26 protein-coding genes are annotated in these 26559 nt (G+C 57.2%); 17 read left to right on the forward strand and 9 right to left on the reverse strand.

Annotation, left to right across the window (positions count from 1 at the left end; translation table 11 throughout):
- Window positions 1-67 precede the first annotated feature (67 nt).
- The 6 genes from AACY18_RS19845 (at window position 68) to AACY18_RS19870 (ending at window position 5394) form a co-directional block, all read left to right on the forward strand.
- Window positions 68-1192 (forward strand): polysaccharide deacetylase family protein, encoded by a 1125-nt coding sequence (locus tag AACY18_RS19845; protein WP_339432074.1) that lies wholly within the window; start codon window positions 68-70, stop codon window positions 1190-1192.
- A 348-nt stretch (window positions 1193-1540) separates the two neighbouring features.
- Window positions 1541-2935, forward strand: coding sequence for a PhoH family protein (locus AACY18_RS19850; RefSeq protein ID WP_339432075.1), 1395 nt, complete (start codon window positions 1541-1543; stop codon window positions 2933-2935).
- Between the two features lie 235 nt (window positions 2936-3170).
- The gene (moaC, locus tag AACY18_RS19855) at window positions 3171-3644 is read left to right on the forward strand and encodes a cyclic pyranopterin monophosphate synthase MoaC (protein WP_221729944.1); all 474 of its coding nucleotides are present in this window, start codon (window positions 3171-3173) and stop codon (window positions 3642-3644) included.
- Window positions 3641-3883, forward strand: a complete 243-nt coding sequence (locus AACY18_RS19860; protein ID WP_339432076.1) for a MoaD/ThiS family protein — start codon at window positions 3641-3643, stop codon at window positions 3881-3883. Before moaC ends, AACY18_RS19860 begins: the two co-directional genes overlap by 4 nt.
- Window positions 3884-3886: 3 nt before the next feature.
- Entirely contained in the window at window positions 3887-4339 is a 453-nt protein-coding gene (gene moaE / locus AACY18_RS19865) for a molybdopterin synthase catalytic subunit MoaE (RefSeq protein ID WP_339432077.1), read from the forward strand.
- Between the two features lie 278 nt (window positions 4340-4617).
- Window positions 4618-5394, forward strand: a complete 777-nt coding sequence (locus tag AACY18_RS19870; protein WP_339432078.1) for an ABC transporter substrate-binding protein — start codon at window positions 4618-4620, stop codon at window positions 5392-5394.
- 124 nt (window positions 5395-5518) lie between these two features.
- On the opposite strand, the gene AACY18_RS19875 is transcribed toward AACY18_RS19870, so the two are convergent.
- The 5 genes from AACY18_RS19875 to AACY18_RS19895 form a co-directional block, all read right to left on the reverse strand.
- The gene (locus AACY18_RS19875; protein WP_339432079.1) at window positions 5519-6145 is read right to left on the reverse strand and encodes a helix-turn-helix transcriptional regulator; all 627 of its coding nucleotides are present in this window, start codon (window positions 6143-6145) and stop codon (window positions 5519-5521) included.
- Between the two features lie 77 nt (window positions 6146-6222).
- Window positions 6223-7365: an NAD(P)/FAD-dependent oxidoreductase gene (locus AACY18_RS19880; RefSeq protein ID WP_339465859.1), complete on the reverse strand. Its 1143-nt coding sequence runs from the start codon at window positions 7363-7365 to the stop codon at window positions 6223-6225.
- 149 nt (window positions 7366-7514) lie between these two features.
- On the reverse strand, window positions 7515-8459 hold the full coding sequence (locus AACY18_RS19885) for an ornithine cyclodeaminase family protein (RefSeq protein WP_339465860.1): 945 nt from the start codon (window positions 8457-8459) through the stop codon (window positions 7515-7517).
- A gap of 137 nt (window positions 8460-8596) precedes the next feature.
- Complete coding sequence (gene rhlB, locus AACY18_RS19890) at window positions 8597-10075, reverse strand: ATP-dependent RNA helicase RhlB (RefSeq protein WP_339465861.1); 1479 nt, start codon at window positions 10073-10075, stop codon at window positions 8597-8599.
- Between the two features lie 96 nt (window positions 10076-10171).
- Window positions 10172-10828, reverse strand: a complete 657-nt coding sequence (locus tag AACY18_RS19895; protein WP_339465862.1) for an alpha/beta hydrolase — start codon at window positions 10826-10828, stop codon at window positions 10172-10174.
- Between the two features lie 466 nt (window positions 10829-11294).
- Between AACY18_RS19895 and AACY18_RS19900 the strand changes: the two genes are divergently transcribed.
- From AACY18_RS19900 to AACY18_RS19915, 4 genes are all read left to right on the forward strand, one after another.
- Complete coding sequence (locus AACY18_RS19900; RefSeq protein WP_221729935.1) at window positions 11295-12326, forward strand: amino acid ABC transporter substrate-binding protein; 1032 nt, start codon at window positions 11295-11297, stop codon at window positions 12324-12326.
- Between the two features lie 65 nt (window positions 12327-12391).
- Entirely contained in the window at window positions 12392-13573 is a 1182-nt protein-coding gene (locus AACY18_RS19905) for an amino acid ABC transporter permease (protein ID WP_339432084.1), read from the forward strand.
- Window positions 13574-13583: 10 nt separating this feature from the next.
- Window positions 13584-14681 carry an amino acid ABC transporter permease gene (locus AACY18_RS19910; RefSeq protein ID WP_339432085.1) on the forward strand — a complete coding sequence of 366 codons (1098 nt, stop codon included), beginning with the start codon at window positions 13584-13586 and terminating at the stop codon, window positions 14679-14681.
- Between the two features lie 10 nt (window positions 14682-14691).
- Complete coding sequence (locus tag AACY18_RS19915) at window positions 14692-15456, forward strand: amino acid ABC transporter ATP-binding protein (protein WP_221729932.1); 765 nt, start codon at window positions 14692-14694, stop codon at window positions 15454-15456.
- Between the two features lie 57 nt (window positions 15457-15513).
- Here the strand turns inward: AACY18_RS19915 and AACY18_RS19920 are convergent, their stop codons facing one another.
- On the reverse strand, window positions 15514-16002 hold the full coding sequence (locus AACY18_RS19920) for a type II toxin-antitoxin system MqsA family antitoxin (RefSeq protein WP_339432086.1): 489 nt from the start codon (window positions 16000-16002) through the stop codon (window positions 15514-15516).
- Window positions 15999-16304: a type II toxin-antitoxin system MqsR family toxin gene (locus AACY18_RS19925; protein ID WP_339432087.1), complete on the reverse strand. Its 306-nt coding sequence runs from the start codon at window positions 16302-16304 to the stop codon at window positions 15999-16001. Before AACY18_RS19925 ends, AACY18_RS19920 begins: the two co-directional genes overlap by 4 nt.
- Before the next feature lie 166 nt (window positions 16305-16470).
- Between AACY18_RS19925 and AACY18_RS19930 the strand changes: the two genes are divergently transcribed.
- From AACY18_RS19930 to AACY18_RS19950, 5 genes are all read left to right on the forward strand, one after another.
- On the forward strand, window positions 16471-17130 hold the full coding sequence (locus AACY18_RS19930; RefSeq protein ID WP_339432088.1) for a FadR/GntR family transcriptional regulator: 660 nt from the start codon (window positions 16471-16473) through the stop codon (window positions 17128-17130).
- The gene (locus AACY18_RS19935) at window positions 17120-18406 is read left to right on the forward strand and encodes a CynX/NimT family MFS transporter (protein WP_339432089.1); all 1287 of its coding nucleotides are present in this window, start codon (window positions 17120-17122) and stop codon (window positions 18404-18406) included. Before AACY18_RS19930 ends, AACY18_RS19935 begins: the two co-directional genes overlap by 11 nt.
- 143 nt (window positions 18407-18549) lie before the next feature.
- On the forward strand, window positions 18550-19020 hold the full coding sequence (locus AACY18_RS19940) for a nuclear transport factor 2 family protein (protein WP_339432090.1): 471 nt from the start codon (window positions 18550-18552) through the stop codon (window positions 19018-19020).
- Between the two features lie 39 nt (window positions 19021-19059).
- Window positions 19060-19362: a GIY-YIG nuclease family protein gene (locus tag AACY18_RS19945; protein WP_339432091.1), complete on the forward strand. Its 303-nt coding sequence runs from the start codon at window positions 19060-19062 to the stop codon at window positions 19360-19362.
- Window positions 19363-19446: 84 nt separating this feature from the next.
- Window positions 19447-20382 (forward strand): glutathione S-transferase family protein, encoded by a 936-nt coding sequence (locus AACY18_RS19950; protein ID WP_339432093.1) that lies wholly within the window; start codon window positions 19447-19449, stop codon window positions 20380-20382.
- A gap of 48 nt (window positions 20383-20430) precedes the next feature.
- Here the strand turns inward: AACY18_RS19950 and AACY18_RS19955 are convergent, their stop codons facing one another.
- Together AACY18_RS19955 and yejK are read right to left on the reverse strand one after the other, a co-directional pair.
- On the reverse strand, window positions 20431-20781 hold the full coding sequence (locus AACY18_RS19955; RefSeq protein ID WP_339432094.1) for a glutaredoxin family protein: 351 nt from the start codon (window positions 20779-20781) through the stop codon (window positions 20431-20433).
- Complete coding sequence (yejK, locus tag AACY18_RS19960) at window positions 20781-21548, reverse strand: nucleoid-associated protein YejK (RefSeq protein WP_339465863.1); 768 nt, start codon at window positions 21546-21548, stop codon at window positions 20781-20783. Before yejK ends, AACY18_RS19955 begins: the two co-directional genes overlap by 1 nt.
- Window positions 21549-21887: 339 nt before the next feature.
- On the opposite strand from yejK, the gene AACY18_RS19965 reads away from it, so the two are divergent.
- The gene (locus AACY18_RS19965) at window positions 21888-24191 is read left to right on the forward strand and encodes an AAA family ATPase (RefSeq protein ID WP_339465864.1); all 2304 of its coding nucleotides are present in this window, start codon (window positions 21888-21890) and stop codon (window positions 24189-24191) included.
- Entirely contained in the window at window positions 24188-26149 is a 1962-nt protein-coding gene (locus tag AACY18_RS19970; protein WP_339465865.1) for a UvrD-helicase domain-containing protein, read from the forward strand. The genes AACY18_RS19965 and AACY18_RS19970 overlap by 4 nt, the downstream gene beginning before the upstream one ends.
- Window positions 26150-26559 lie beyond the last annotated feature (410 nt).

The raw sequence follows: 26559 nt of genomic DNA on the forward strand, positions 1-26559 counted from the left end.
GGGGAGTGCGGGAAGTCGGGCGGGATCAGCTATAGTGCCGCGCGGGTTTTGTTATGGAGACACCTCTTTGCGCATTGTTCTTTTATTCACCGCGTGGCTATTGAGCTTCGGTGCCGTCGCGGCGCCGGGCGATGTGGCGACGCTGGATCGCAGCACTTGGCCTGAGCAACTGACCAGCCCGACCCTGTTCGATGTCGCTTCGCGTGCGGAAATCCTTATGTTCGCTCGCGGTTTGCTCGGCACCGAGTCCATGGGCGAAGCTGCACTGGCTCAGCGCCTGGGGCTGCGTACAGTCAATATCGACGCGATCAACAGCCTGCGCCAGCGTCTCTGGCAGCGCTTGCTGAGCAGCTATAACTACGCCCAGCAAAGCTGCGATCAGGATGCCTCGTTCTGCTTCCTCGTTGAGGACTTGCCGACGTTGCGCGAGCAGGCCGCCAAGTTTGTGGTCAGTGACGACAGTTTTTACACCCAGTGGGCAGAGCCGAGCCGGATCTTCCATTTGCAGTATCTGGACGAGCTGATGCGCAAGGCTGCGCTGTCACCGCAGACCAGCAATGAATTCGATCGTTTTGGCGACTACGAGCGTAATGGCGACGAGATGCACGACCGGCTGTTTCTGCTGACGTTCGACAGCGCTGCCAATGTGCAACCGGACAACACCGACTGGCTCACCGAGTACCTGCGCAAGGCAAACTTGAGCGGTACTTTCTTCATGCTCGGCAAGGATATCCAGGCGCGGCTGGCCGATCGTTCGGTGAGCAGCCTGCAAGCGGCGTTCTCTCAACAGTGCGTAGGCGTGCAGGGTTGGGAGTTCCGCTCCCATAGCTACTGGCAGGACTGGCAGGATTCGGTGCGCCGCAGCGCCGATCTGGTGAGGAACAAGTTGCCGGAAAACTACGTGCCGCTGTTCCGTCCACCGGAAGGTCAGCGCCGCAGCGACGCACAAGGGTTCTTCAATACCCAGGGCCTGCACGTGGCGCTGTGGGACATCGATGCCCAGGACGGTGCGGGCAAGCTCAAGGGCAACCCAAGCGCGCAGCGAGTGCTGACCCTGATGTTGTTGTGGCGGCACGGGGTGATCAATTTCAACATGAAACAGGATGCAGTGAAGACCTCGCTACCGTGGCTGATCACGCAAACCGCGCAAAGCGGCATTGGTTGGGAAGACTGCCAGGACGGGTTTCGCTGAAAAACGGAAAAAGCCCGGAAACATTGGGCTAGAGGTGGTTTTTTTCGAGGAATCGATGCAGGCGGACTTCCGACTCTAACGGTGTCGACAGAGTCCGCCAAGGGCTTTTCGTCACTTTGCAAAATAAACTTAAAAAAACCGTCAAAGTGCTTTTTTATGTCATGGGTTTTGGAGTATTACGAAGACAGACCGCCGAAACCTGCAACACAGGTGGCGTCTTCCAAGACCCATTTTGTGTGCAGTTCATCTGCTCCTCACCGAGAGCTTCGCAGATGAATTCGGTAGTCACTTCGAGGCGCAGCACCGCCCAGGTATTGCGTCGAATGGCTCCCACAAAGGTGACCGAGTATGGATGATCACGGACGTAGCCCTTCTTCCAACCAGCCAATCCTTTATGTACTCGATACCAACGTATTGATTCACGATCCAAACGCCCTGCTTAACTTTGAAGAACATCACGTCGCCATCCCGATGACCGTGCTGGAAGAGCTCGACAAGCTCAAGAGCGGGCATCACAGCGTGGCCGCCGAATGCCGTCAGGCCATCCGGCTGATCGACAAGACCCTGGGCGATGCGTCCCCTGAAGACGTTGAACTGGGTGTGCCGATCCAGCGCGGCAAGGGCGGGCCGAAGGGCTTGCTGTCAATTTTGATGAGCAAGCACGCCGAGCCGCATCTGATTCTGCCCGAGCACCTGAACGACAACAAAATCATCAACCAGTTGATCGACCTGCACGCGCGCGATCCGAAAAAACCTGTGGTGCTGGTCACCAAAGACATCAACATGCGCCTCAAGGCGCGCGCCTGCGGCATTGCCGCCGAAGACTACAGCACCGACCAACTGGTCGATGACGTCTCCCTGCTGCCCAACGGCTATCACAACATGACCGGCTCTTTCTGGGACCGCGTGAGCAAGGTCGACACCCGCCAGGACCACGGCCGCACCTGGCATCAGGTGCAACTGATCGACAACCTGCCGGCGGTCCACATCAACGAGTTCATCATTGACGAACAGGGCTTTGTCGGCTGGATCAAGGAGATCGAAGAAGACAAGCTGCTGATCCTCGACCTGCATCAGGAACCGCTGCTCCATCAAGAGGCTTGGGGGCTCAAGCCACGGGACATCTATCAGAGTCTGGCGCTGTACGCGCTGCTGGACCCGGACATCCATCTGGTCAACCTGTCCGGGGCTGCCGGTTCGGGTAAAACCATTCTGGCGCTGGCGGCTGCGATCGAGCAGACCATGGTCAGCAAGCGCTATCGCCGCATTATCGCGACCCGCAGCGTACAAGGGCTGGATCAGGAAATCGGCTTCCTGCCCGGCACCGAAGCGGAAAAAATGGAGCCTTGGCTGGGCGCCATCACCGACAACCTCGAAGCCTTGCACATGGATGACGAAAACACCCATGGCAGCGTCGACTACATCCTCAGCAAAGTGCCGCTGCAATTCAAATCGCTTAACTACATTCGCGGTCGCAGCTTCCAGCAAAGCCTGATCCTGATCGACGAATGCCAGAACCTCACGCCGCACCAGATGAAAACCATCATCACCCGGGCTGGCGCCGGCTCCAAAGTGGTGTGCCTGGGCAACCTGGCGCAGATCGACACGCCTTACCTGTCCGCGACCAGCTCCGGGCTGACGTACCTGACCGAACGCTTCAAAGACTTCCCCAACGGAGTGCACATCACCCTGCAAGGGGTGCCTCGCTCGATCCTGGCCGAATACGCCGAATCGCACCTGTAACCCCGCAAACAAAACCGGGCGGCCCAACAGCCGCCCGGTTTTTTATGGGTAAACACAAAACCAAATGTGGGGCTTGCTCGCGAAGGCAGTGTCTCAGGCCATATTACTGGTGACTGACACTGCGCTTTCGCGAGCAAGCCCGCTCCCTCAGTAGATTTGCGGTGTGGCTGTAATCAAACTCGCGGAAATTTGACTCGCAGGTTTACAATCCCCGCTCCTGATCAGGAGTAATCCCGTGCTGACTCATCTCGATTCCCAAGGTCGCGCCAACATGGTCGACGTCACCGAAAAAGCCGTGACGTTCCGTGAAGCGACGGCCCAGGCGCTGGTGCGCATGCTCCCCGAAACCCTGCAAATGATCGTCAGCGGCGGCCATCCCAAGGGTGATGTGTTCGCCGTGGCGCGTATTGCCGGCATTCAGGCAGCGAAGAAGACCAGCGATCTGATTCCCCTTTGCCACCCGCTGATGCTGACCGGCGTCAAAGTCGAGCTCAGCGCTGAGGGCGATGACGCCGTGCGTATCGTTGCCCGATGCAAGCTCTCCGGCCAGACCGGTGTGGAGATGGAAGCGCTGACCGCTGCCAGCGTCGCCGCCCTGACCATCTACGACATGTGTAAAGCCGTGGATCGCGGCATGACCATCGAAAGCGTGCGCTTGCTGGAGAAAGTCGGCGGCAAGAGCGGGCATTTCCAGGCGGAGCAGCCATGAACCTGACCGTAAAGTTTTTTGCCCGATACCGTGAAGCGCTGGGTATGGACTCACTGCAGGTCGAAGGTGATTTCGCCACGGTCGATGACGTGCGTGCGTTGTTGGTCCAGCGTGACGGCGCCGACGTGCTGGGCGAGCAGAACCTCATGTGTGCGCGCAACGAAGACCTCTGTCAGCTCGACGAACCGGTGGCCGAGGGTGACGAAGTGGCGTTCTTTCCCACCGTGACCGGAGGCTGAACCATGGCGATTCGCGTGCAGGCCACGCCGTTCGATCCGGGCGCTGAAGTCAATGCGATGCACGCGGCCAATGTCGGGGTCGGGGCCGTGGTGAGTTTTGTCGGCTACGTGCGCGACTTCAATGATGGGCTGGATGTAGCGGGGATGTTCCTCGAACACTATCCGGGCATGACCGAAAAGGCCCTTGGCAAAATTGCCGTCGAAGCCGAACAGCGCTGGCCGTTGTTGAAGCTGGAGGTGCTGCACCGCATTGGTGCTCTGGAACCGGGTGAACCGATTGTGTTCGTCGGCGCCGCCAGCGCCCACCGTGAAGCCGCGTTCGATGCTTGCGCCTTTGTCATGGACTACCTCAAAACCCGTGCGCCGTTCTGGAAGAAAGAAAACACCAGCGACGGACCACGTTGGGTTGAGGGGCGTGACAGCGATCATGCCGCCGCAGATCGCTGGAAGGTTTAAAACCGGCGTCACCCTCAAGTCAGTCTTCGCGAGCAAGCCCGCTCCCACATTGGAATGCGTTCCTTTGTGGGAGCGGGTTTGCTCGCGAAAAGGCCCTCAGTCTCACCGTATAAACATCCTGAATCACCCGACCACCGGCCGCTACGATCTGCGCACACCCGATTGACGATGTATACATTAAAGTCCAGTATGGAATTATAAGTACAAAAAAGGCATTCCCCTGTTTCAATTCTTTCTTCTGTCTTGCCAAACCAACAACAACCCGCGAGAGAACGAATATGAAGAAGCTCCCCCTCATCACCGGTCTGGCGTTCAGCCTGCTGGCGTGCAGCAACGTATTCGCTGCCGAGAAAACCCTGCGCATCGGCATCGAAGCCGCTTACCCGCCCTTCGCCTCGAAAACCGACAAAGGTGAAATCGTTGGTTTCGACTACGACATCGGTAACGCCCTGTGTGCGCAGATGAAGGCCAAGTGCGTGTGGGTCGAAGGTGAGTTCGACGGTCTGATTCCTTCCCTGAAGGTGAAGAAAATCGACATGGCGCTGTCGTCCATGACCATTAACGAAGATCGCAAAAAATCGGTGGATTTCAGCCACAAGTACTACTTCACGTCATCGCGTCTGGTGATGAAGGAAGGCGCCACGGTCGATGACCAGTACGCCAGCCTCAAGGGCAAAAACGTCGGCGTGCAGCGCGCAACCACCACCGACCGTTACGCGACCGAGGTGTTTGAACCCAAGGGCATCAACGTCAAGCGCTACAGCAACAACGAAGAAATCTACATGGACCTGGCGGCCGGGCGCCTCGATGCGATTTTTGCTGACACCATTCCACTGAATGACTTTCTGTCGATGCCGCGTGGCAAGGGGTATGCGTTTGTCGGGCCTGAGTTGAAGGATCCGAAGTACGTCGGCGAAGGCGCGGGGATTGCGGTGCGCAAGGGCAATAAGGAATTGGTCAGCGAGTTGAACAGCGCGATCGACGGGATTCGCGCCAGTGGCGAATATCAGAAGATTTCCGAGAAGTATTTCAAGTCCGATATCTACGGCGACTGATCATCCGCCTTCGGGAGCAAGCCGCCTCCCACAGTGATGGCGTCGTACATGAAACCTGTGTACGGCTCGGTCACTGTGGGGGCAAGCTTGCTCGCGAAAAGGTCGCTACGGTCTCTGCAAATCTTTAGCCCTTCAATTCCTTCAAATGCTTGTACACCGTCGCCCGCCCCATGTTCAGCACATTGGCCACGTAGTTCGAGGCGCTCTTGCCCTTGAACGCGCCTTCGGCGTGCAGTGCCAGCACCAGTTCTCGCTTGTGATCGCGGGTCAGCAGATTCAGGCTCAGTTGCCGTTCACGCAGCCAGGCGTGCAGGAAGGTGTTGATGCGCTCCTGCCAGTCATCGCGAAACAATGAGTCTGGTTGCGGGATCAGTTTGCTCGGCGACAGAAACAGGTCCAGCGCGGCCTTGGCGTTCTCGAACAACGAAATATTCAGATTGATGCACAGCACCGCCTGCGGATGGCCTTCGCTGTCACGCAGCACGGTACTCAGGCTGCGAATTTTCTGACCGTCCCAATTCAACTTTTCGTACGGGCCGATATTGCGCTCGCTGACCTCCTCGCTGAGCATGTCCTCCAGTGATGAATCGTCGCCGATTTCCCGTTTCGACAGGTTGTTGGCGATGTAGTCGACTTTCTGCGTGCGCAGGTCGTGCAGCACCACTTCGGCGTGCGGGAAGAACAGGGTGGCGATGGCGTCGGCGATGGCGCGGAAGTTATCCAGTGCCGGATCGAGTTCGTTGGCGGTCATGACAGTGGAGCTCCAGGCAGCGTCAGCGCCCCCGTAAACAGGAGGCGCTGCGAGTTTGCCGGAATCGGTGGAGCGCGTCATCCGGGGTGTTGCTCAGACAGCCGGGCAGGGGAGAGCATGGCGCTGCTCAGACCGAACTGGTGCAGATGCTCAGGCAGTGGCTGACCGCGCACCAGCGCCGCACTGGCCTGACCCATCGCCGGTGAAGTCTGAATGCCGTAACCGCCTTGCGCCGCGACCCAGAACAGCCCCGGTACTTGCTGATCGAAGCCACTGATCAGGTCGCCGTCGGCGACGAAGCTGCGCAGTCCGGCCCAGGTGCGGGTCGGTCGGCGGATGGTCAGGGTGGTCGCTTCTTCGATCTGGTAGATGCCCATGGCAATGTCCAGTTCTTCCGGCTGTACATCGTGGGGTTCGACCGGGTCGGCATTGGCTGGCGAGCCGAGAAACATCCCGGCGTCGGGTTTCATGTAGAAGGATTCGTCGAGGCTGACCAGCATGGGCCAGTGATGAATGTCGACGCCTTCGGGACCGGCAAAGATGAACGCGGCGCGGCGCTTCGGTTGCAGGCCCAGCGGTTTTGCCCCGGCCAGTTCGCCGATCTTGTCGGCCCAGGCACCGGCGGCGTTGATGATCACTGGCGCGCTGAACGTCTGATCCTGGGTTTGCACTTGCCAGAGGCCATCGGCATCGCGGTTCAGACTGAGCACTTCGCAATCGGTGTGCACTTCGCCATTGTTCCGGCGGATACCGCGCAGATAGCCCTGATGCAATGCGTCAGTATCAATGTCGCTGGCGCTCGGATCGTAGATCGCGCCGTGGACTTTTTCTCGGCGCAGGATCGGCAGCCGTGCACACGCTTCGTCGGCGCTGAGCAGTTGCATCTGCGGCACTGTCGCTTTTGCGCTCAGGTACTGGTTGCTCAGTTCGGCGGCGTCACCGGTGAAATCCACGGTCATTTCGCCGCGTGGCGTGAGCAATGGGTGCTCGCAGAAACCGGCGGGCGGGTGGTCGAAGAATGCGCGGCTGGCTTGCGTCAGAGCGCGTACTTGCGGCGTGCCGTAAGCGGCGGTGAACAGCGCCGCGGAGCGTCCGGTGGAGTGATAGGCCGGGTGCGATTCACGTTCCAGCACAATCACTTTGGCATGCGGCGATAGCCAGAAACCGGTGGAGGCGCCGGCAATCCCGCCGCCGATGATGATGAAATCTGCCTGGCTCATGAATGTCTCCAGTAAGGCGCAATATCGGGAAGTTCGACGATTTCCCTGTGGGCGCGGGCTTGCTCGCGAAAGCGGTGTGTCAGACGACACCAACGGTGCCTGACACTCCCTCTTCGCGAGCAAGCCCGCTCCCACAGAGAGGCGAGGTGTCAGTGCTGCAGGTGGTAAACCGCATTGGCCACGGCGATATCTTCCAGACCCAGGCCGATTGAACGGAAAAATACGTGACGTTCGTAACCGGGGCGCTGCACTTTTCCACTCAGCAGATCTGCCAGATCGCCGATGATCGAATCCTTGTCCCAGCCATGCTGTTCAGCGGCAATCAACATCTCACCCGCCGAGTCTGGCGTGGTCAGTCGATAGTCGCAGAACACCTGCATGTCGTTGAGGCTCTGCGGCGGTATTTCATGGGCGCGCGGGGCGTTGGTGCTGATCGAGGTGATCAGCGCCGGTTTGCTCAAGGTTGCCGGGTCGATCACGGGGCCTGCGGACGAGGTGCACAGCATGATCACGTCCGCATCGGCGATGGCGGCTTCACGGTTGTCGGCGATCTTCAGGCTTGGGGCAAGGGCTTTCAACACGGCCTGTGTTTCAGGATCTTCACGCAGGCTCGGCGAGTAAAGGCTGATACTCTGCCAGTCGCGCAACGATTTGACGTCATGCAGATGCGCCTGGGCGACCTTACCGCTGCCGATAATCGCCAGACGCCGCGCATCCAGCGGGGCGAGCGCATCGACGGCGACAGCGGTGGTCGCGGCCGTGCGTGCGGTGGTCAGTTGACCGGCATCGCAAAGCAGCAACGGTTGACCGGTTTTCATCGACATCAGCAGCGTCCACGCCGTGACCAGCGGCCCTTGCTCGTGGACGATGTACGGCGACGTCTTCACGCCGTACACACCGTCCTCGGCCAGCACGCCCAGATAGTTGATGAAGTCTCCGGCGCCCTGCGCGAATTCCACCCGTTGCTGGGCCGGTTGCACCGCATGGCCAGCAGCGAGATCGCGGAACAGCTTGCGCAGAATCTGCGGTACATCGATGCGGGCCAGCAGTTCCTGAGCCTGGGCTTGGTCGATCACGTAAGGCGTACTGGACATATCTGGCTCCGGAGACAAGAGTTAAACTAATTTGTCCATTATGGACTTTTAGTTCTGCCTAGCAAGCGCCTGTTGAAAAAAATCAGGCGAAAAAAAAGCGCAGTCCGTTACCGGCTGCGCTTCTTTTATGGCGTCGCTTACTGTGGACGCTTGCGCTCAACGGCGCGCAACAGATGCGTTGGCGGCGTTTCACAACTGATCTTGCGGCCCAGTTTTTCTTCGATGGACGGCAATTGATAGGAGTCGTCCTCGCCGGCGAAGCTGATCGACACACCATCGGCGCCAGCACGACCGGTACGGCCGATGCGGTGCACGTAGTCGTCCGGCACTTCCGGCAGGGTGAAGTTGATCACATGGCTGATACCGTCGATGTGGATGCCGCGACCGGCAACATCGGTGGCCACCAGCACGCGAATCTTGCCTTCGCGAAAGCCTTCCAGCGTCTTGATGCGTTTGTGCTGCGGCACGTCGCCGGACAGTTGCGCGGCGTTGATGCCATCACGCACCAGGCGTTCTTCGATGCGGCGTACTTCGTCCTTGCGGTTGGCGAACACGATCACGCGTTCCCAGCCGTTATCGTTGACCAGGTTGAAGAGCAGTTTGTACTTGTCGGCGCCGGCCACGGCATAAATGTGCTGTTCGACGTTTTCGTTGGCGACGTTCTGCGACTCGATCTCGACGATGGACGGGTCGGTGGTCCACTGCTTGGCCAGGTTCATCACGTCTTCGGTGAAGGTCGCGGAGAACAGCAGCGTCTGGCGTTCGCTTTTCGGTGGCGTCTGGCGAATGATCTGGCGTACTTGCGGGATGAAGCCCATGTCGAGCATGCGATCGGCTTCGTCCAGCACCATCACTTCGACCATGTCCAGGTGCACGTCGCCGCGCTGGTTGAAGTCAAGCAGACGGCCCGGTGTGGCGACGAGAATGTCGCAATGGCGTGCTTCGAGGTGTTTGAGTTGCTTGTCGAAATCCATGCCGCCCACAAACGTCATCACGTTCAGGCCGGTGTACTTGGTCAGGTCGGCGGCGTCCTTGGCGATCTGCACCACCAGTTCGCGGGTCGGCGCGATGATCAGCGCGCGGGGTTCGCCCATGTAGCGCTCTTTGGGCGGCGGCGTCTGCAACAGTTGAGTGATGATCGAGATTAAAAACGCGGCCGTCTTGCCAGTGCCGGTCTGCGCGCGACCGATGGCGTCTTTGCCGGCGAGGGTGAAGCCCAGCACTTGCGCCTGGATCGGCGTGCAATACGGGAAGCCCAGGTCCTGGATGGCGTGCATCAGTTCCGGGGACAGCTTGAAATCGTGGAAGCGGGTTTTGCCTTCCTGAGGCTCGACGACGAAGTCTTCGAGTTTCCAAGGGATGACCGGTGCCTTGGGCTTGGGCTCGCGACGCGCTCTGGCCGGTTTTGGCGCTTCGCTCATTGCCGGCGTTGCGACAACGGGTACGGTCGGGGCAGGTTTTGGCACTTGCTTGGGTGGCGCTACAAAAGCCTGGCGGTCGACCGCAGGCACATCGGTGCGATGACCGGGGGCGCTCGAGGGCGCACTGGGAACTGGCGCGAGCTGCTCAGCCTCGCTTTTACCGAACATTTTCTTGAGTGCTTTGAGCACGGTCATCTCATCAATTGGTTAAGGAATGTACGCCGGCCAGTGTAATGCAAGAATCGGGCGCGGCGTAGTGGGATGATCAAAGGGCAGGGCTTGCGCGCAAAATCAGCGCAGACGTTCGCTCAACCAGACGCCGATGTCGCGAATTTCTTCGGGTAACACTTCGTGCTCCATTGGGTATTCCTGCCATGTCACGGTGACACCATGCTGCTTTAAATACTCAAATGCGCTACGCCCCATCGAGTTCTGCACCACACCGTCGAATTGACCGTGCAGGCAAAGCGCCGGGATGCGCTGCTGGCTGGCGGACAACTCCAGTGCATCGCTGAACGTTGGCGCATACGTCGACAGCGCCAGCACCCCGCCCAATGGGCCCTGCCATTTCAAAAACGCGGTGTGTAAAACCACGGCGCCGCCCTGGGAAAAACCGGCAAGAAAAATTCGCGAGGCGTCTATTCCGCTGGCTCGCTCGCTTTCTATCAACTCGATAATGTCTTCGGCAGAGGCTTCCAGTTCATCGCGGTCGATCGCTCGCGCCGGGCTCATGGCTTTGATGTCGTACCAGCTCGGCATGGCATATCCACCATTAATGGTAACGGGCCGGGTCGGCGCCTGAGGCAGCACGAAACGCGTGCTCAAGAGGCTTTCCTGCAACGCTTCAGCCACCGGCAGGAAGTCATAGCGATCGGCGCCGAGGCCGTGCAGCCAGATCACGCAGGCGTCTGCGGGCTTAACAGGCTGAAGAATCAAGTGCTCGGTCATGGCTGCTCCAATTGTGTGCGGGCGCTCTCATTGAGTGCGCGATTTGCGTGCGCGCCCGGTTTATCTGTTAAGAATATGTCGCAAGGCTGCAAGTTTTGCTATTGACCTGTCGCTCAGTCGCTTCAGCGGCCGGTGTGGTACGGGCTTTGCTTTGAGGTAGTCGTGCAATCGATCTCGCGCCTGGCGGTAACACTATCAGTGAACGCCTGATGACGGGATAGCAAAGAATCCGGTGATGGATGTTCGCCAATGGCCGCTTCGGGCTTAGCGAACGTGAAAGGGCTACAGCCCGTTCGGCCGACTGGTGAGAAGTGAGTTGTCCATGATGTGGATTTTCTCCTACTAGACTCATAGCGAAGGTCATACGTCGGTTGACCCCAAAAAAGCCAACACGGGTCAACAACGCCTCAAAAGGGTGCGACAGGACTCAAGCTCCGACACAACAAGAGCAAAACTGGAGGTTTGAATGAAGATGTTGAAATCCACTCTGGCGATCGTGACTGCAGCAACGGTTCTCGGCGTCAGCGGGTTCGCTCAGGCGGGTGCAACGCTGGATGCCGTGCAGAAGAAAGGTTTCGTGCAGTGTGGCGTGAGTGACGGTCTGCCGGGCTTCTCGGTGCCGGACTCTACCGGCAAGATCCTCGGGATCGACGCTGACGTCTGCCGCGCTGTGGCCGCTGCTGTTTTCGGCGACGCGACCAAGGTCAAGTTCAGCCAGTTGAATGCCAAGGAGCGCTTCACCGCGCTGCAATCCGGCGAGATCGACGTTCTGTCGCGCAACACCACCATGACCAGCTCGCGTGATGCCGGCATGGGCTTGAAGTTTCCTGGCTTCATCACTTATTACGACGGTGTCGGCTTCCTGGTTAACAAGAAGCTGGGCGTGAAAAGTGCCAAGGAACTGGACGGTGCGACCATCTGTATTCAAGCCGGTACCACCACCGAATTGAACGTTTCCGATTACTTCCGTGGCAATGGCCTGAAGTACACCCCGATCACTTTCGACACCTCCGATGAAAGCGCCAAATCGCTGGAATCCGGTCGTTGCGACGTGCTGACTTCCGACAAGTCGCAGCTGTATGCACAACGCACCAAGCTGGCCTCGCCGAAGGATTACGTAGTTCTGCCGGAAACCATTTCCAAAGAGCCTCTGGGTCCGGTCGTGCGTAACGGTGACGACGAGTGGCTGGCCATCGTTCGTTGGGTTGGCTATGCAATGCTCAACGCTGAAGAGGCCGGCATCACTTCGAAAAACGTTGAAGCCGAAGCCAAATCCACCAAGAACCCGGACGTTGCCCGTCTGCTGGGCGCTGACGGTGAATACGGCAAAGACCTGAAACTGCCCAAAGACTGGGTCGTGCAAATCGTCAAGCAAGTCGGTAACTACGGCGAGATCTTCGAGAAAAACCTCGGCAAGAGCACTCCGCTGGAAATCGACCGCGGCCTGAATGCCCTGTGGACCAACGGCGGCATTCAATACGCACCACCAGTGCGCTGATGGTTCTATCACCCGGTGGGCCAACCACCGGGTGATGTTCTGTTCCATTCTTTGCGGGGCACTTCATGCAAAATTCAATCGGCGCACCAAAGCAGAGGTTCAGCCTCAGCGATCCACGTGTGCGTGCGTGGCTGTTTCAGATCATCACGGTTATCGCGGTGGTCAGTATGGGTTGGTATCTGTTCGATAACACGCAAACCAACCTTCAACACCGGGGCATTACTTCCGGTTTCAGCTTTCTGGAACGCAGTGCCGGGTTCGGCATCGCACAACACCTGATCGACTACACAGAATCGGACAGCTATGCCCGGGTCTTTGTCATCGGCCTGCTCAACACCTTGCTGGTGACCATCATCGGCGTGATCCTGGCGACAATCCTGGGCTTCATCATCGGTGTGTCGCGGCTGTCCAAGAACTGGATCATCAACAAGCTGGCGACAGTTTACGTTGAGGTTTTCCGTAACATCCCACCGCTGCTGCAAATCCTGTTCTGGTACTTCGCGGTGTTTCTGACCATGCCAGGGCCGCGCAACAGTCATAACTTCGGTGACACCTTCTTTGTCAGCAGTCGCGGCTTGAATATGCCCGCGGCGTTGGCGGCGGACGGGTTCTGGCCGTTTGTGGTCAGCGTCGTCGTGGCCATCGTTGCTGTTGTGCTGATGTGCCGCTGGGCCAACAAGCGCTTTGAAGCAACCGGTGTGCCGTTCCACAAGTTCTGGGCCGGGGTGGCGCTGTTCTTTGTGATTCCTGCGTTGTGTGCACTGATCTTCGGCGCGCCGCTGCGTTGGGAATTCCCCCACCTGCAAGGTTTCAACTTTGTCGATGGCTGGGTGCTTATTCCGGAACTGCTGGCCTTGACCCTGGCCCTGACGGTCTACACGGCGGCCTTTATTGCCGAGATCGTGCGGTCGGGTATCGCCTCTGTCAGCCACGGGCAAACCGAAGCGGCGCACTCTCTGGGTTTGCGAAACGGCCCAACCCTGCGCAAGGTGATTATCCCGCAGGCTTTGCGCGTGATCATTCCACCGCTGACCAGCCAATACCTGAACCTGGCGAAGAACTCCTCGCTGGCGGCCGGTATCGGTTATCCGGAAATGGTTTCGCTGTTCGCCGGCACCGTGCTCAACCAGACCGGTCAGGCGATCGAAGTCATTGCCATCACCATGAGCGTGTACCTGGCGATCAGTATCAGCATTTCCCTGCTGATGAACTGGTACAACAAGCGCATTGCGCTGATCGAGCGGTAAGGAAAAGCGCATGAGTACTCATACTTTCAAACCCGACATGCCTCCACCGAGCAGTAGCATCGGTGTGATTGCATGGATGCGCGCGAACATGTTCTCCAGCTGGCTCAACACCCTGCTGACCCTGTTTGCGTTCTATCTGATCTATCTGGTGGTTCCTCCGATTCTCAGTTGGGCGATTCTCGATGCCAATTGGGTCGGCACCACTCGCGCCGATTGCACCAAGGACGGCGCCTGCTGGGTGTTCATTCAGCAGCGTTTTGGCCAGTTCATGTATGGCTATTACCCGACGGCCTTGCGCTGGCGGGTGGATCTGACCGTATGGCTGGCGGTCATTGGCGCGGCACCGCTGTTCATCTCGCGTTTTCCGCGTAAAGCGGTGTACGGGCTGAGCTTTCTGGTGTTGTACCCGATCATTGCCTACTTTCTGCTGCACGGCGGACTCTTCGGCCTGATCAACGTCCCGACGCCTAAATGGGGTGGTCTGATGCTGACGTTGGTGATCGCCACCGTCGGTATTGCCGGTGCGTTGCCGCTGGGGATCATTCTGGCACTGGGCCGTCGTTCGAACATGCCGGCGATTCGTGTGGTCTGCGTGACCTTCATCGAGTTCTGGCGCGGCGTGCCGTTGATCACGGTGCTGTTCATGTCTTCGGTGATGCTGCCGCTGTTCCTGCCTGAAGGCATGAACTTCGACAAGCTGCTGCGGGCGCTGATCGGCGTGATCCTGTTCCAGTCAGCCTATGTCGCTGAAGTGGTGCGCGGCGGTCTGCAAGCGATCCCCAAAGGTCAGTACGAAGCCGCTTCGGCGATGGGCCTCGGTTATTGGCGGGCGATGGGCCTGGTGATCCTGCCCCAAGCCCTGAAAATGGTGATTCCCGGGATCGTCAACACCTTCATCGCGCTGTTCAAGGACACCAGCCTTGTGATCATCATCGGCCTCTTTGACCTGCTCAACAGCGTCAAGCAAGCCGCTGCCGATCCAAAATGGCTGGGCATGGCCACCGAAGGCTACGTGTTCGCCGCCCTGGTGTTCTGGATTTTCTGTTTTGGTATGTCGCGCTATTCCATGCACCTGGAACGCAAGCTCGACACTGGCCACAAGCGTTAGGAGTTGTGTAATGACTGAAGCAAGCAAAAAGCCTGTGAGCCCTGAAGGCATCATTCAGATGCAGGGCGTCAACAAGTGGTACGGCCAGTTCCACGTGCTCAAGGACATCAACCTCAACGTCAAGCAGGGCGAGCGTATCGTCCTGTGCGGCCCGTCGGGTTCCGGCAAGTCGACCACCATTCGTTGCCTCAATCGCCTGGAAGAACACCAGCAGGGCCGCATTGTTGTCGATGGCGTAGAGCTGACCAACGACCTCAAGCAAATCGAAGCGATCCGCCGTGAAGTCGGCATGGTGTTTCAGCACTTCAACCTGTTCCCGCACCTGACCATTTTGCAGAACTGCACCCTGGCGCCGATGTGGGTACGCAAGATGCCCAAGCGCAAGGCCGAAGAAATCGCCATGCATTATCTGGAGCGCGTACGCATTCCGGAACAGGCGCATAAATTTCCGGGGCAATTGTCCGGCGGTCAGCAGCAGCGTGTGGCGATCGCCCGCGCCCTGTGCATGAAGCCGAAAATCATGCTGTTCGACGAACCGACCTCGGCGCTCGATCCAGAGATGGTGAAAGAAGTTCTGGATACCATGATCGGCCTCGCCGAAGACGGCATGACCATGCTCTGCGTGACCCATGAAATGGGCTTCGCCCGTACCGTGGCCAATCGCGTGATCTTCATGGACAAGGGCGAGATCGTAGAGCAGGCTGCGCCGAACGACTTCTTCGATAATCCGCAGAATGAGCGGACGAAGCTGTTCTTGAGTCAGATTTTGCATTGATCGAGTCCAGGCATTGAATTAAACCCGGATTGAGTTCCGGGTTTATTTTGTCCGGGGTCAGGAGGTCAATACAGGTTCGTGTTCTGGGTAACGCGCAGCCATTAGCTGCTTGAGATCGTTACCTTGATTGACTGCCTGTACGTCGGCCAACAAATGCGGGTGGCGATCCAGTAGTTGCATCAAGGTGAGCAGCGGTTGAGGAGGAGCAAGCTCGCCCCGCTCGTAGCGTGAAAATGCATTGTGTCCTCCACCCGATAACAACTTCACCGCGTTCTTTTGGGTGAGATGAAGCTTAAGTCGGATGCGTTTCATCTCGGTGCCAATAAGTCGAAGGGAGTCTTCGAGCAAACGATCCCCGGCATCCACGTAGCGTTCAGCGCTGTCGGTGTCGTTGTCAAAAATGATTTCACCGCAAGCCCTGCACTCCCAACCGGCAAGAGTGTGCACGAGCCGCGAAAACTGTTTGTAATTGACGGTGAGACTGCGATTTCGAAAATGACTCATTCCGTCTTCGGTGCCGCAACTGATGCACGGTCTTTTGCTCATGTGTTTTTCTCCTTGAAGGAGATTCCCGGGGGCCCACCGCCAGAGCAGTAAGTCACTTTGATGTAAATCTCCAAACCACGAAACGAGGTGTGATCGTGCCAGTTGCGATGGTTGGCGTAGGACGTCATGGATTTGTAAAGCATGCGCCGCTCAAGCGAGCAGACGATATGCGTCATTGATTCATATGACATGCCCATTTCCCTGCCAGTCTCCAGCGCGCGTCGGGTGAAGGCTTCTTTGCCGCGTCGCACGACATCCGCCTTAATCACCGCCACGTCGTAATGGGGTGTGTTCTTTTCCATAAGAAAGCAAAACCCTGTCCCTAAAATTACCCTTAAAGGGTAATTTTCACCAATCGAAAATACCGCTTCATGTGTCTCCGATTGACCCTAGGCGGTTGCCGTCCTACATGAGTCTGACTAACATGTCAGAAAATTCATCCCATGATTGGATGAAAGGGCGAATCCTATGTCAGACATTTCTCCACTCATTAAACGATCCCTGGTTGATCAGGCCTTGGATCAGTTGCGTCAGCGCATCAATAGCGGCGTCTGGCAGGTCGGTGAGCGTCTGCCCACCGAACCTGAGCTGTGCGCCGAACTGGGCATCAGTCGTAACACCGTGCGTGAAGCCATGCGCGTTCTGGCGTTTTCCGGGCTGATCGAAATCCGTCAGGGCGACGGCAGTTATTTGCGCGCGGTGGTCGACCCGATGGACACGCTCAAGGCGCTGTCGCGCTGCTCACTGGAGCAGGCCCGGGAAACCCGGCACATCCTTGAGGTCGAGGCCATTGGTCTGGCGGCGTTGCGCCGCAGCGACGAAGACCTCGTCGCATTGCGCGAGGCGCTTGGCACCAGCGGCAGCCATTACCACGGCGATCTCGATACCTACATTGCCTGCGATCTGGTGTTCCATCGTCGGCTGGTGGACGCCGCGCACAACCCGACCCTCAGCGAGCTGTATCGCTATTTTTCCAGCATCGTCGGCGCGCAATTGCGCCAGACCCTGAACATCTCCCCGCGTCGTCAGGAAGTGTTCGATCTGCACATCGAATTGCTCGATGCGGTCGAGCGACGTGACCCGGAGCGGGCCAAAGCCATATCGAGGCAGTTGATCAATGAATCTTGAAAGCGAAATAAACCTGTCCGCTCCCAAGCGAACAGCCGAACTTGAAGAGCTGCTGATCGACGCCGAGGCCGATGACGAGCAGGTGCAACAAAGCCACCCCCTGGTACGTCGGCCGTGGCTGTTGCTGCTGGGCTTGATTCTGGTGGCGCTGAACCTGCGCCCGGCGCTGTCGAGCATGGCACCGTTGCTCAGCGATGTTTCCAAAAGCCTCGGGCTGTCGGCGGCGCAGGCGGGTTTGCTGACCACGCTGCCGGTGCTCTGCCTCGGATTGTTTGCACCGCTGGCACCGATTCTGGCGCGGCGTTTTGGTGCAGAACGGGTGGTGCTGGGGATTCTGCTGACACTGGCTGGCGGGATCATTTTGCGCAGCAACTTTGGCGAGATCGGCTTGTTCGCCGGCAGCGTATTGGGCGGCGCCAGCATCGGCATCATCGGCGTTTTGCTGCCAGGCATCGTCAAACGCGACTTCGCCAAACACGCCGGCACCATGACCGGTGTCTACACCATGGCCTTGTGCCTGGGCGCAGCAATGGCGGCAGGTTCGAGCGTGCCGCTGAGCGAACACTTGGGTCACAACTGGACCATGGGCCTGGGCTTTTGGGTCATTCCGGCGCTGGTCGCCGCGGTCTTCTGGTTGCCGCAAGTCGGGCGCAAACACGGTGCGCATAACGTCGCCTACCGCGTGCGTGGTTTGCTGCGTGACCCGCTGGCCTGGCAGGTGACTTTGTACATGGGCCTGCAATCGTCGCTGGCCTACATCGTTTTCGGCTGGTTGCCCTCGATCCTCATCGGTCGTGGGCTGACACCGACTCAGGCCGGCCTGGTGCTGTCCGGCTCGGTGATCATCCAGCTCGCCAGTTCGCTGGCCGCGCCCTGGCTGGCGACCCGTGGCAAGGATCAGCGTCTGGCCATCGTGGTGGTGATGGCGCTGACCCTCGGCGGTTTGTTCGGTTGCCTGTATGCACCGATCGAAGGCCTGTGGGGCTGGGCGATTCTGCTGGGGCTGGGGCAGGGCGGTACGTTCAGTCTGGCGTTGACGTTGATTGTGTTGCGCTCGCGGGATGCTCATGTAGCGGCGAATCTGTCGAGCATGTCCCAGGGCTTCGGCTACACGCTGGCGTCGATGGGGCCGTTCGCGGTCGGTGTGGTGCATGACTGGACCGGCGGCTGGAATGCGTTGGGCTGGATCTTCGGCATCATTGGCTGTGGCGCGATCCTCGCCGGCCTGGGGGCCGGTCGTGCGTTGTACGTTCAGGTCACAAGCGAAAAAATCTGAATGCGCTGATTTCAAATGTGGAACCGAGCAGGCTCGCACATAGGTTTTGTGTGCTGCGGGTATTCGGTTTACGAATGCCGATAGTGTTTGCGCACTTTGCGGATTATCGTACTGGCAATCTGTCCATTTTTTGGAGTTTGCCCATGAGTGAAGCCCACGCCGCGCTGATCACCCGGTTCTACCAGGCCTTTGAGAACCTCGATGCCGACGCCATGGCCGCGTGTTACACCGATGACGTCGTGTTCAGCGATCCGGCCTTCGGCGAACTGCGCGGGCGCGATGCCGGCGACATGTGGCGCATGCTCACCACGCGGGCCAAAGACTTCTCCCTGACCTTCGACAACGTTCGCGCCGATGAGCGCAGCGGTGGCGCGCACTGGGTCGCGACCTACCTGTTCAGCCAGACCGGCAATGTCGTGGTCAACGATATCCAGGCGCGCTTCGTATTTCGCGACGGCAAGATCTGCGAACACCACGACCACTTCGACCTGTGGCGCTGGTCACGTCAGGCGCTGGGCTTCAAAGGCTTGCTGCTGGGCTGGACGCCGCTGGTGCGCAACGCCGTGCGCGCCCAGGCGCTGAAGGGACTGAAGGCATTTCAGGCTGGTCGCTGATAAGATCGCCGCCTGTTTTCTACACGCCTAAATCCCAAAGTGACCAACCTTAGCGAAAAATCTGTCGATGTTGGCGAGCCGGTGAGCAAGTCCTGGTTCGTCTACCTCGTGCGCGCCGCCAACGGTTCGTTGTATTGCGGGATCAGCGATGATCCCGTGCGCCGTTTTGCCAAGCATCAGAGTGGCAAAGGCGCGCGATTCTTCCTCTCCAGCCCGGCCATGGCGCTGGTTTATACCGAGCTGTGCCGCGATAAAAGCGATGCGTTGCGCCAGGAGCGGTTGATCAAAAAGCTCAAAAAAAGCGCCAAGGAATGCCTGGTGGCGTCTTATCAATCCGACTGATTGGTTCCTATCAGCCAGACCTGTAGGTTGCCAAGCCAATGCACGCTAAGCTGCCTGCTTACTATCTGAGCGGCGGAGCCGAGCATGTCCGAGTTGATTCTGCATCATTACCCGACCTCCCCATTTGCCGAAAAGGCCCGCCTGCTGTTGGGGTTCAAAGGCTTGTCGTGGCGCTCGGTGCATATTTCGCCGGTGATGCCCAAGCCTGACCTGACGGCCCTGACCGGTGGTTACCGTAAAACGCCGGTGCTGCAGATTGGCGCTGACATCTACTGCGACACTTCACTGATCGCCCGTCGTCTGGAGCAGGAGAAAGCCCTGCCGGCATTTTTCCCTGAAGGTCAGGAAATGATTACCGCCAGTTTCGCTGGATGGGCGGATTCGGTGGTATTCCAACATGCGGTCAGCCTGGTGTTTCAACCTGAATCGGTGGCGGTGTGTTTCGGCAAACTGCCGCCGGAAGCCATCAAGGCCTTTCTGGCAGACCGTGCCGGGTTGTTCAGCGGTGGCAGTGCTACGCGTTTGTCCACCGAACTGGCCAAACACCAATGGCCGACGATCATGGCGCGTCTGGAGCAGCAGTTGCTGCGCGAGCAGGGTGACTATCTGTTTGGTGAGCCATCGATTGCTGACTTCGCCTTGGTGCACCCGATGTGGTTCCTCAAGGCGACGCCTGTCACCGCGCCGCTGGTGGATGAGTATCCGGCGGTGTCAGCATGGGTGGGCCGCGTATTGGGCTTTGGCCATGGCGCCGCGAGCGAGATGACGGCCGAGGAGGCGCTGGAGGTGGCACGTAACTCGACGCCACAAGCGTTGCCAAGTGAGCAATTCGAAGACCCGAACGGCTTCAAGGCCGGGCAGCCAGTGGCAATTGCCGCGACGGATTACGGGGTTGATCCGGTGGTTGGGGAGTTGTTGTTTGCAGGCAGTGAAGAGTTGATCCTTCGTCGCGAAGACCCACGCGCTGGTGTGGTGCATGTGCACTTCCCACGCTTGGGTTTCCGTATCGAAGCGCGCTGATTCACCCCGTCATCTGCCAACCCCGTGGGAGCGCGTTTGCTCCCACATTCATTTCAGGGCGGCGAGGATTTCGTCCGGGTCGAATCCGCGAATCAACGTGCCGTTCACATCAATCAGCGGAATCCCGCGCCCACCCAATGCCTCATACGCCTTGCGCGCCTCGGCATCCTTCTCGATATCGAATTCCTTGAACGCAATGCCCTTGCTGTCGAGAAAGCGCTTGGTCTGCTTGCAGTAGCCGCACCAGTCGGTCGCATACAGCACGACATGGGCACTGGCACGGGTCTGCTCGGAAACCATTTGTGACGGATTGAAAACCCGCTCGATCTTGCCCCAGTTCTGATAGACCACCACCACGAGCAGAACCAGCGCGACCTTCTTCAGTACATTGGCGAGCATCAGTTGCGGCGCTTCAGCTGATCGGTGAGCGACGTCGGCAGGCCCTTGATGACCAGGGTGCCGGCCTCTTCGTCGTACTCGATCTTGGAGCCCAGCAAGTGCGCTTCGAAACTGATCGACAGGCCCTCGGCGCGGCCGGTGAAACGGCGGAATTGATTCAAGGTGCGTTTGTCTGCCGGAATCTCCGGCGAGAGGCCGTAGTCCTTGTTGCGGATGTGATCGTAGAAGGCCTTCGGACGTTCTTCGTCGATCAACTCCGACAGCTCTTCCAGGCCCATCGGTTCGCCGAGCTTGGCCTGGCTGCTGGCGTAATCCACCAGTGTCTTGGTTTTCTCTCGGGCCGAATCTTCCGGCAGGTCTTCGCTCTCGACGAAGTCGCTGAACGCCTTGAGCAGGGTGCGGGTTTCGCCCGGGCCATCGACGCCCTCCTGGCAGCCAATGAAGTCGCGGAAGTATTCCGAGACCTTCTTGCCGTTTTTGCCTTTGATGAACGAGATGTACTGCTTGGACTGTTTGTTGTTCTGCCACTCGGAGACGTTGATCCGCGCCGCGAGGTGCAGTTGACCGAGGTCGAGGTGGCGCGACGGCGTCACGTCCAGCTCATCGGTCACCGCCACGCCTTCGCTGTGGTGCAGCAGGGCGATGGCCAGGTAGTCGGTCATGCCTTGCTGGTAGTGGGCGAACAGCACGTGGCCGCCGACTGACAGGTTCGACTCTTCCATCAGTTCCGGAGCCTTGTTAACAGTTACATGCGTTTTATCATCCATAAATCAGATGCTTACCTAATTTAACTTTTTTGATGTTATTGCATGCAGCTCAGACGCATCGACCTGTCCATGGCTTTCTCTGAAAATGATTTAGCCACTGTATCCCTAGGTTTGGACGCACGACAATTATCGGAATCCCATCGCCAGTTCGGATGAGCTACCTCCATGCGAATTATGCCGTGTTAAGGGTGGGACAGTTAAGGCCTGGCTTTCTGTTTAGTGCTTGAGCTGCGCGGCTCATTGAGGCGTGGCGTATTGCAATTGATTACATGTAGGATTGGTTCGACGCCAAGGCTATTTTTGCGCTCGGCATCTCAAAATTCGCAGGGAGGCGTGCCAATGTCAGCAATTCCTGAGATTCCTGTATCTGGTGACATCAAACTCCGATTCATCGAACTCTGTCAATTTCGTCGGCTGAATAAAGCCCAACTGGATATCGACCCCAAAACCACAATTTTGGTCGGTGCAAATAACAGCGGAAAGACTTCAATCCTTGCTGCTTTGCGCCACTTCCTCGCAGATGGATCTCCATTCGGTGCTTTCGACATCAGCCTCTCGCAATGGCCAAAATTGCGATCGCTTGGCAAAACTTGGGAGTCGCTTACTGAAGACCCCTCTACAGTAGCCGGAGAAGAGGATCGATGGGAGACGCAACTCCAAATGCTTCTCGGGGCAATGCCTACTTTGGACCTTTGGTTCGACGCTGAGGCAGGCATGTACCATTACGTGGCACCATTTCTGTCTAAGTTCAGCTGGAAAGGAGGAGCAGTTGGCGTTCGCCTTAGGCTTGAGCCCGCCGCCAGTGTCGATGACCTCAAACAGCTGGCATGGACGTATCACGTTGCTCGTTCACCAATTAAAGATATGGGCGCAGACTCGCTTGCATGGCCTATTGATCTTCTTGATTTCTGGTTGCGAGAACCATCTAGGCTCGGTCAAGTTCGTGCGTATAAGCTTGACGCAGAGAACGACCCATTAACCAATTTCTCGTCTTATTCAACACAGATTCTCTCAGGCGCAACTGCAATTGAACGTAAGCACCTATCGAGATTGATTCGGGTTGACTTTGTCGCGGCTCAACGCGGGCTTGGCAGCGAAGAGGCGGATTCACGATCCGCGTCAGGACCACATCGGGTTGGTATGTTTTCCAACCAGCTTCTCAAGTTTGCTCGACAGCATTTGAATGTCGCGAGCACTGGTCACGGCCACCGAGCAGATCTGATCAAGGCTGTCGCTGAGGCGCAGAGAGAACTGGACAAAAAGATTCACGAGGCCTTAGCAGGCTCTGTTGAGGAAGTGAAGGAACTCGGCTATCCCGGGCTGCATGACCCTCAGGAGATTCGCTTTCGTACACGTATCCAAACAGCAGATCTACTCGACCATGGAACTGCTGTTCAATACAGTATGCAGAAGGAGTCGCTTGAAGAGCTTCTACCTGAGTACTCCATCGGTCTTGGCTACCAGAATCTTCAATCCCTTAGCTATCAACTGGTGTCTTTCAAAGCTGCCCGGCTTAAGCCAGAAAAAGGATCTCCCGCACCCGTTCATTTGGTGATGATTGAGGAACCTGAGGCCCATCTGCATGTTCAGGTTCAGCGTATCTTTCCTGGAAAGGCGCACAAACTCATCAGTCCGAATGAAAAGGACGCATCGGGGCTTAAAAGTCAGCTACTCATCAGTACCCACTCCAGCCATCTTGCACATGCTGAAAGCTTTGACCGGCTTCGATACGTACGCCGTATCGCGAAGAGTTTAGAAAGCCTCATGCCGACGACTGAGGTCGTCAATCTTGGACAGGTTTTCGGTAATGATAAAAAGACACGTCAGTTTGCTGAACGCTACTTCCGCGTTCAGCATACCGACCTGCTGTTCGCTAACGCGGCGATTTTCGTTGAGGGTGTTGCAGAGCGCATGCTCGTACCTCTATTCATCGAGCGCGATTTCAGTGCATTGAACAGCCGGTATGTGTCTTTTCTAGACATTGGGGGAAGTCATGCGCATCGGCTCAAACCGCTTGTAGAAAAGCTTCAAATTCCCACGGTGATCATTACAGATATTGATCCCGCTGAGGAGAAAGAAGGAAAACCGAAGAAAAATGGGGATCTAACCAAAAAACTCGTTGCTGTTGCGAACACTGGGCAGGCCGGTTTGCAATGTGGCAATCAAACCCTTCGTGGATGGCATCCGAAGCTGCGCCAACTCGATGATTTCAAGAATCCGACTGTTGCCCAACTGGTCTGGAACGAGACTGGAGATTGCGCAGTGCGATTCGCTTGGCAGTTGCCTGTAGCAGAGGCAGGTAACAGTTGGCCCAGTACTTTTGAAGACTCACTCGTCCTCACCAACATTTCTTGGTTCAAGCAACTGATGGATGAAAAAGTTGGTGAGGGCGGCATGGAAACTGAGCCGCTCACTGGGGCACTTGCAGCAGTCGCCAAAAAAGTTGTCGAGGCCGGGAGTGTCCCAGAGCTGTTGGGTACGCTTCATGCCTTAATGCATGGCTCTTTCAATAAAGGTGATTTTGCGGCAAGCATTTTCGAGATGGTTTCATCAGGGGAGCTTGTCGACTGTCCGAAGTACATTGCTGATGCCTTGAACTGGCTGCAAGGGCAGCTAGAGCCAGGTCAGGAGGCTATGGTATGAGTCAGGCTCCCATTTTGGCTGGTAATAACCGCGATGCTGGGGTCGTCGAAGAAATCTGCGGCTACCTTACTGAGGTGCCTCCGCGTAGTTATTTCCTATTCGCGGGCGCGGGCTCCGGAAAAACACGCACGTTAGTGGAAGTCTTGCGTCGGATGACAGGTGTTGTCGGGCATGAGAAGGGCGCTCAGGTAGCTCGAAGGTTGCGAATGCATGGACGCTCAATACGCGTGGTCACCTATACAAAGAACGCGGTGGCGGTCATCAAAAGCCGCCTTGGGGACAACGATTTGGTGGGTGTTTCAACGATTCACGCTTTCTGTTGGGAACTCATCAGCGGATTCAATGATGACATTCGTGCCGCGCTCATCGCTATCAAGGAAGCACAGCTTGAAAAGGAAACGGCTGAAGCGTTAGCAAAACCAAGAGGAATCACAGCAGCGAAACAGCGTGACCTGGACGAAATAAAGGATGACATCTTAGCCTTTAGAACCACGGATGTGTTTCTTTATCACCCGGATCGCGAGACGTATGGTCCTGGAGCACTCGCTCACCAGCACGTTCTAAACGCAACTGCATGGCTCCTCAGGAACAGACCTACCCTCCAGATTATTCTCAAAGACCGGCATCCTATCGTCCTGATTGATGAGTCACAGGACACCATGAAGGGAATGCTCGATGCTTTAATTGAGCTTTCATCGCCGGCTGGGAGTGGGCTGACTCTCGGTTTGCTGGGCGATCACCGACAACGTATCTATCAGGACGGGCACATTGACCTTCCAAGTTTAGTGCCCGCTAAATGGGCGACACCTGAACTGCAAATGAACCACCGAAGTCAGGCCCGAATTGTGACCCTTATCAACAAAATATGGGGTGCGAAGCTTGAAGGGCGGACTCAGCCTGCAAATGGCGTCGAACAGCAGCATCGAAGTGAAAAAATAGGTGGGGTTGTGCGAATATTTGTCGGTGACACATCGTGTTCTTCCGACGATAAGGTGCTTGGAGAGAACTGGTGCGCAGAGCAAATGCTGAAAGCTAGCGGGATGGTTGCCTGGGGGCAAAATGAATATCAAATGCTTGCTTTGGAGCACAAGCTTGTCGCAACCCGAGGCTCGTTTCTCGATGTGTACAGTGCGATGGTCCTGCTGGATCCTAACGCAGCGGCGCCCACAGGAAGCGGCGAAAATAAAGGTCCCGCTGCAGTACAATTTCTGTTCAATGAGTTAGCGCAGCTAGACGCATGTATCGATGCTGATGGCGTAGCTGATGAGTTTAAGGCCACTGAAGTTTTTCGCCGTTTTGGCCGACTTGAGAAAATGCCCGAAAATTTGCAAGAGCGGGCAAGCAGGACAGGCGAGATGTTGAAAGCTATTGAGAGTTTCGCCTCTATTCGGGCTAATCCCTCTGCAACGATAGAGCACGTGCTTGAACCAGTTCTGCGCGCGAATCTGTTTGAGGTTGATCAGCGGCTCGGGGTGGCACATGCGGATAAGTCGCCACCGCCTCCGGCTCCAGGCAGAGGAGAGGAGGAGTCCAAGCATGACCGGATGCGTCGCGGGTGGTGTGCGCTGTTCGCTTGCCCTTGGAGTCAGCTGCAAAAGTACAGTAAATATCTATCAGGAAATTCGTTGTTAGCTACCCACCAAGTCGTTAAGGGATCCGAATTCTTGCACGTCATGGTGGTGATGGATGACAAGCTCGCGGGCAGTAATCAAATCTCATACGACAAGATTTTTGGTGGCACGGAGCTCGGTAAAACTGACATAGAAAATTTTGGAAAAGGTAAGGAAACGACTATCGATCGTACGTTGCGCTTGTTATACGTCACGTGCAGCCGAGCTCAGGAGTCGCTGGCCCTTGTTCTTTGGTCGTCCGACCCTGCAGCGGCTCTCGCCAAAATTAAGACCAGTGGCTGGTTTGTTGATGGTGAATTTGAAGCGATCCAATTTGGGACGAACTGATAACAGAGCAGCAAAGGTCCACAAAGGGCCGGGAAAACGCTCAATATGGCGAGTAGGCATTTCCAACGCTGGTAGTGCTTGTATTCGGGGCAGCTGAAAATTCGAAATTCAAAAATCGGCCGAAATTAGCCAATCACGGCCAACGGCTACCTCTCAAGGCAGATGTTTTTGAGGATCAACAAAGGGTGAGAGGCGGATGCGGTTTAAAGTCACCCCCTAATCCGGCAGTTCCAATGTCCTGGCCCCAATGGAAGGAGTTCTCGCGGGATTCACTGGGCCAGCCACCCCCGGTGTCAGGATAGTTGTCGCCTCTCCGGTTTTTCCAAAAAAAGCATATCGGGGGCGGAAAGAGACTGGTCGTGCCGTACTATTCACCTGAACGCAGAGCCGCATTACTTAAGATGCTGCTT

The sequence above is a fragment of the Pseudomonas sp. EA_65y_Pfl2_P74 genome (assembly GCF_963970575.1).
In the GTDB taxonomy this organism is placed as follows: Bacteria; Pseudomonadota; Gammaproteobacteria; order Pseudomonadales; family Pseudomonadaceae; genus Aquipseudomonas; species Aquipseudomonas baetica_A.

What these genes read in the sequence shown, in the direction of transcription:
- AACY18_RS19850 (WP_339432075.1), top strand. Translation starts at nt 1,541, where the DNA reads ATGGATGATCACGGACGTAGCCCTTCTTCCAACCAGCCAATCCTTTAT.
- AACY18_RS19860 (WP_339432076.1), top strand. Translation starts at nt 3,641, where the DNA reads ATGAACCTGACCGTAAAGTTTTTTGCCCGATACCGTGAAGCGCTGGGT.
- moaE (WP_339432077.1), top strand. Translation starts at nt 3,887, where the DNA reads ATGGCGATTCGCGTGCAGGCCACGCCGTTCGATCCGGGCGCTGAAGTC.
- AACY18_RS19870 (WP_339432078.1), top strand. Translation starts at nt 4,618, where the DNA reads ATGAAGAAGCTCCCCCTCATCACCGGTCTGGCGTTCAGCCTGCTGGCG.
- AACY18_RS19875 (WP_339432079.1), bottom strand. Translation starts at nt 6,145, where the DNA reads ATGACCGCCAACGAACTCGATCCGGCACTGGATAACTTCCGCGCCATC.
- AACY18_RS19880 (WP_339465859.1), bottom strand. Translation starts at nt 7,365, where the DNA reads ATGAGCCAGGCAGATTTCATCATCATCGGCGGCGGGATTGCCGGCGCC.
- AACY18_RS19885 (WP_339465860.1), bottom strand. Translation starts at nt 8,459, where the DNA reads ATGTCCAGTACGCCTTACGTGATCGACCAAGCCCAGGCTCAGGAACTG.
- rhlB (WP_339465861.1), bottom strand. Translation starts at nt 10,075, where the DNA reads ATGACCGTGCTCAAAGCACTCAAGAAAATGTTCGGTAAAAGCGAGGCT.
- AACY18_RS19895 (WP_339465862.1), bottom strand. Translation starts at nt 10,828, where the DNA reads ATGACCGAGCACTTGATTCTTCAGCCTGTTAAGCCCGCAGACGCCTGC.
- AACY18_RS19900 (WP_221729935.1), top strand. Translation starts at nt 11,295, where the DNA reads ATGAAGATGTTGAAATCCACTCTGGCGATCGTGACTGCAGCAACGGTT.
- AACY18_RS19905 (WP_339432084.1), top strand. Translation starts at nt 12,392, where the DNA reads ATGCAAAATTCAATCGGCGCACCAAAGCAGAGGTTCAGCCTCAGCGAT.
- AACY18_RS19910 (WP_339432085.1), top strand. Translation starts at nt 13,584, where the DNA reads ATGAGTACTCATACTTTCAAACCCGACATGCCTCCACCGAGCAGTAGC.
- AACY18_RS19915 (WP_221729932.1), top strand. Translation starts at nt 14,692, where the DNA reads ATGACTGAAGCAAGCAAAAAGCCTGTGAGCCCTGAAGGCATCATTCAG.
- AACY18_RS19920 (WP_339432086.1), bottom strand. Translation starts at nt 16,002, where the DNA reads ATGAGCAAAAGACCGTGCATCAGTTGCGGCACCGAAGACGGAATGAGT.
- AACY18_RS19925 (WP_339432087.1), bottom strand. Translation starts at nt 16,304, where the DNA reads ATGGAAAAGAACACACCCCATTACGACGTGGCGGTGATTAAGGCGGAT.
- AACY18_RS19930 (WP_339432088.1), top strand. Translation starts at nt 16,471, where the DNA reads ATGTCAGACATTTCTCCACTCATTAAACGATCCCTGGTTGATCAGGCC.
- AACY18_RS19935 (WP_339432089.1), top strand. Translation starts at nt 17,120, where the DNA reads ATGAATCTTGAAAGCGAAATAAACCTGTCCGCTCCCAAGCGAACAGCC.
- AACY18_RS19940 (WP_339432090.1), top strand. Translation starts at nt 18,550, where the DNA reads ATGAGTGAAGCCCACGCCGCGCTGATCACCCGGTTCTACCAGGCCTTT.
- AACY18_RS19950 (WP_339432093.1), top strand. Translation starts at nt 19,447, where the DNA reads ATGTCCGAGTTGATTCTGCATCATTACCCGACCTCCCCATTTGCCGAA.
- AACY18_RS19955 (WP_339432094.1), bottom strand. Translation starts at nt 20,781, where the DNA reads ATGCTCGCCAATGTACTGAAGAAGGTCGCGCTGGTTCTGCTCGTGGTG.
- yejK (WP_339465863.1), bottom strand. Translation starts at nt 21,548, where the DNA reads ATGGATGATAAAACGCATGTAACTGTTAACAAGGCTCCGGAACTGATG.
- AACY18_RS19965 (WP_339465864.1), top strand. Translation starts at nt 21,888, where the DNA reads ATGTCAGCAATTCCTGAGATTCCTGTATCTGGTGACATCAAACTCCGA.
- AACY18_RS19970 (WP_339465865.1), top strand. Translation starts at nt 24,188, where the DNA reads ATGAGTCAGGCTCCCATTTTGGCTGGTAATAACCGCGATGCTGGGGTC.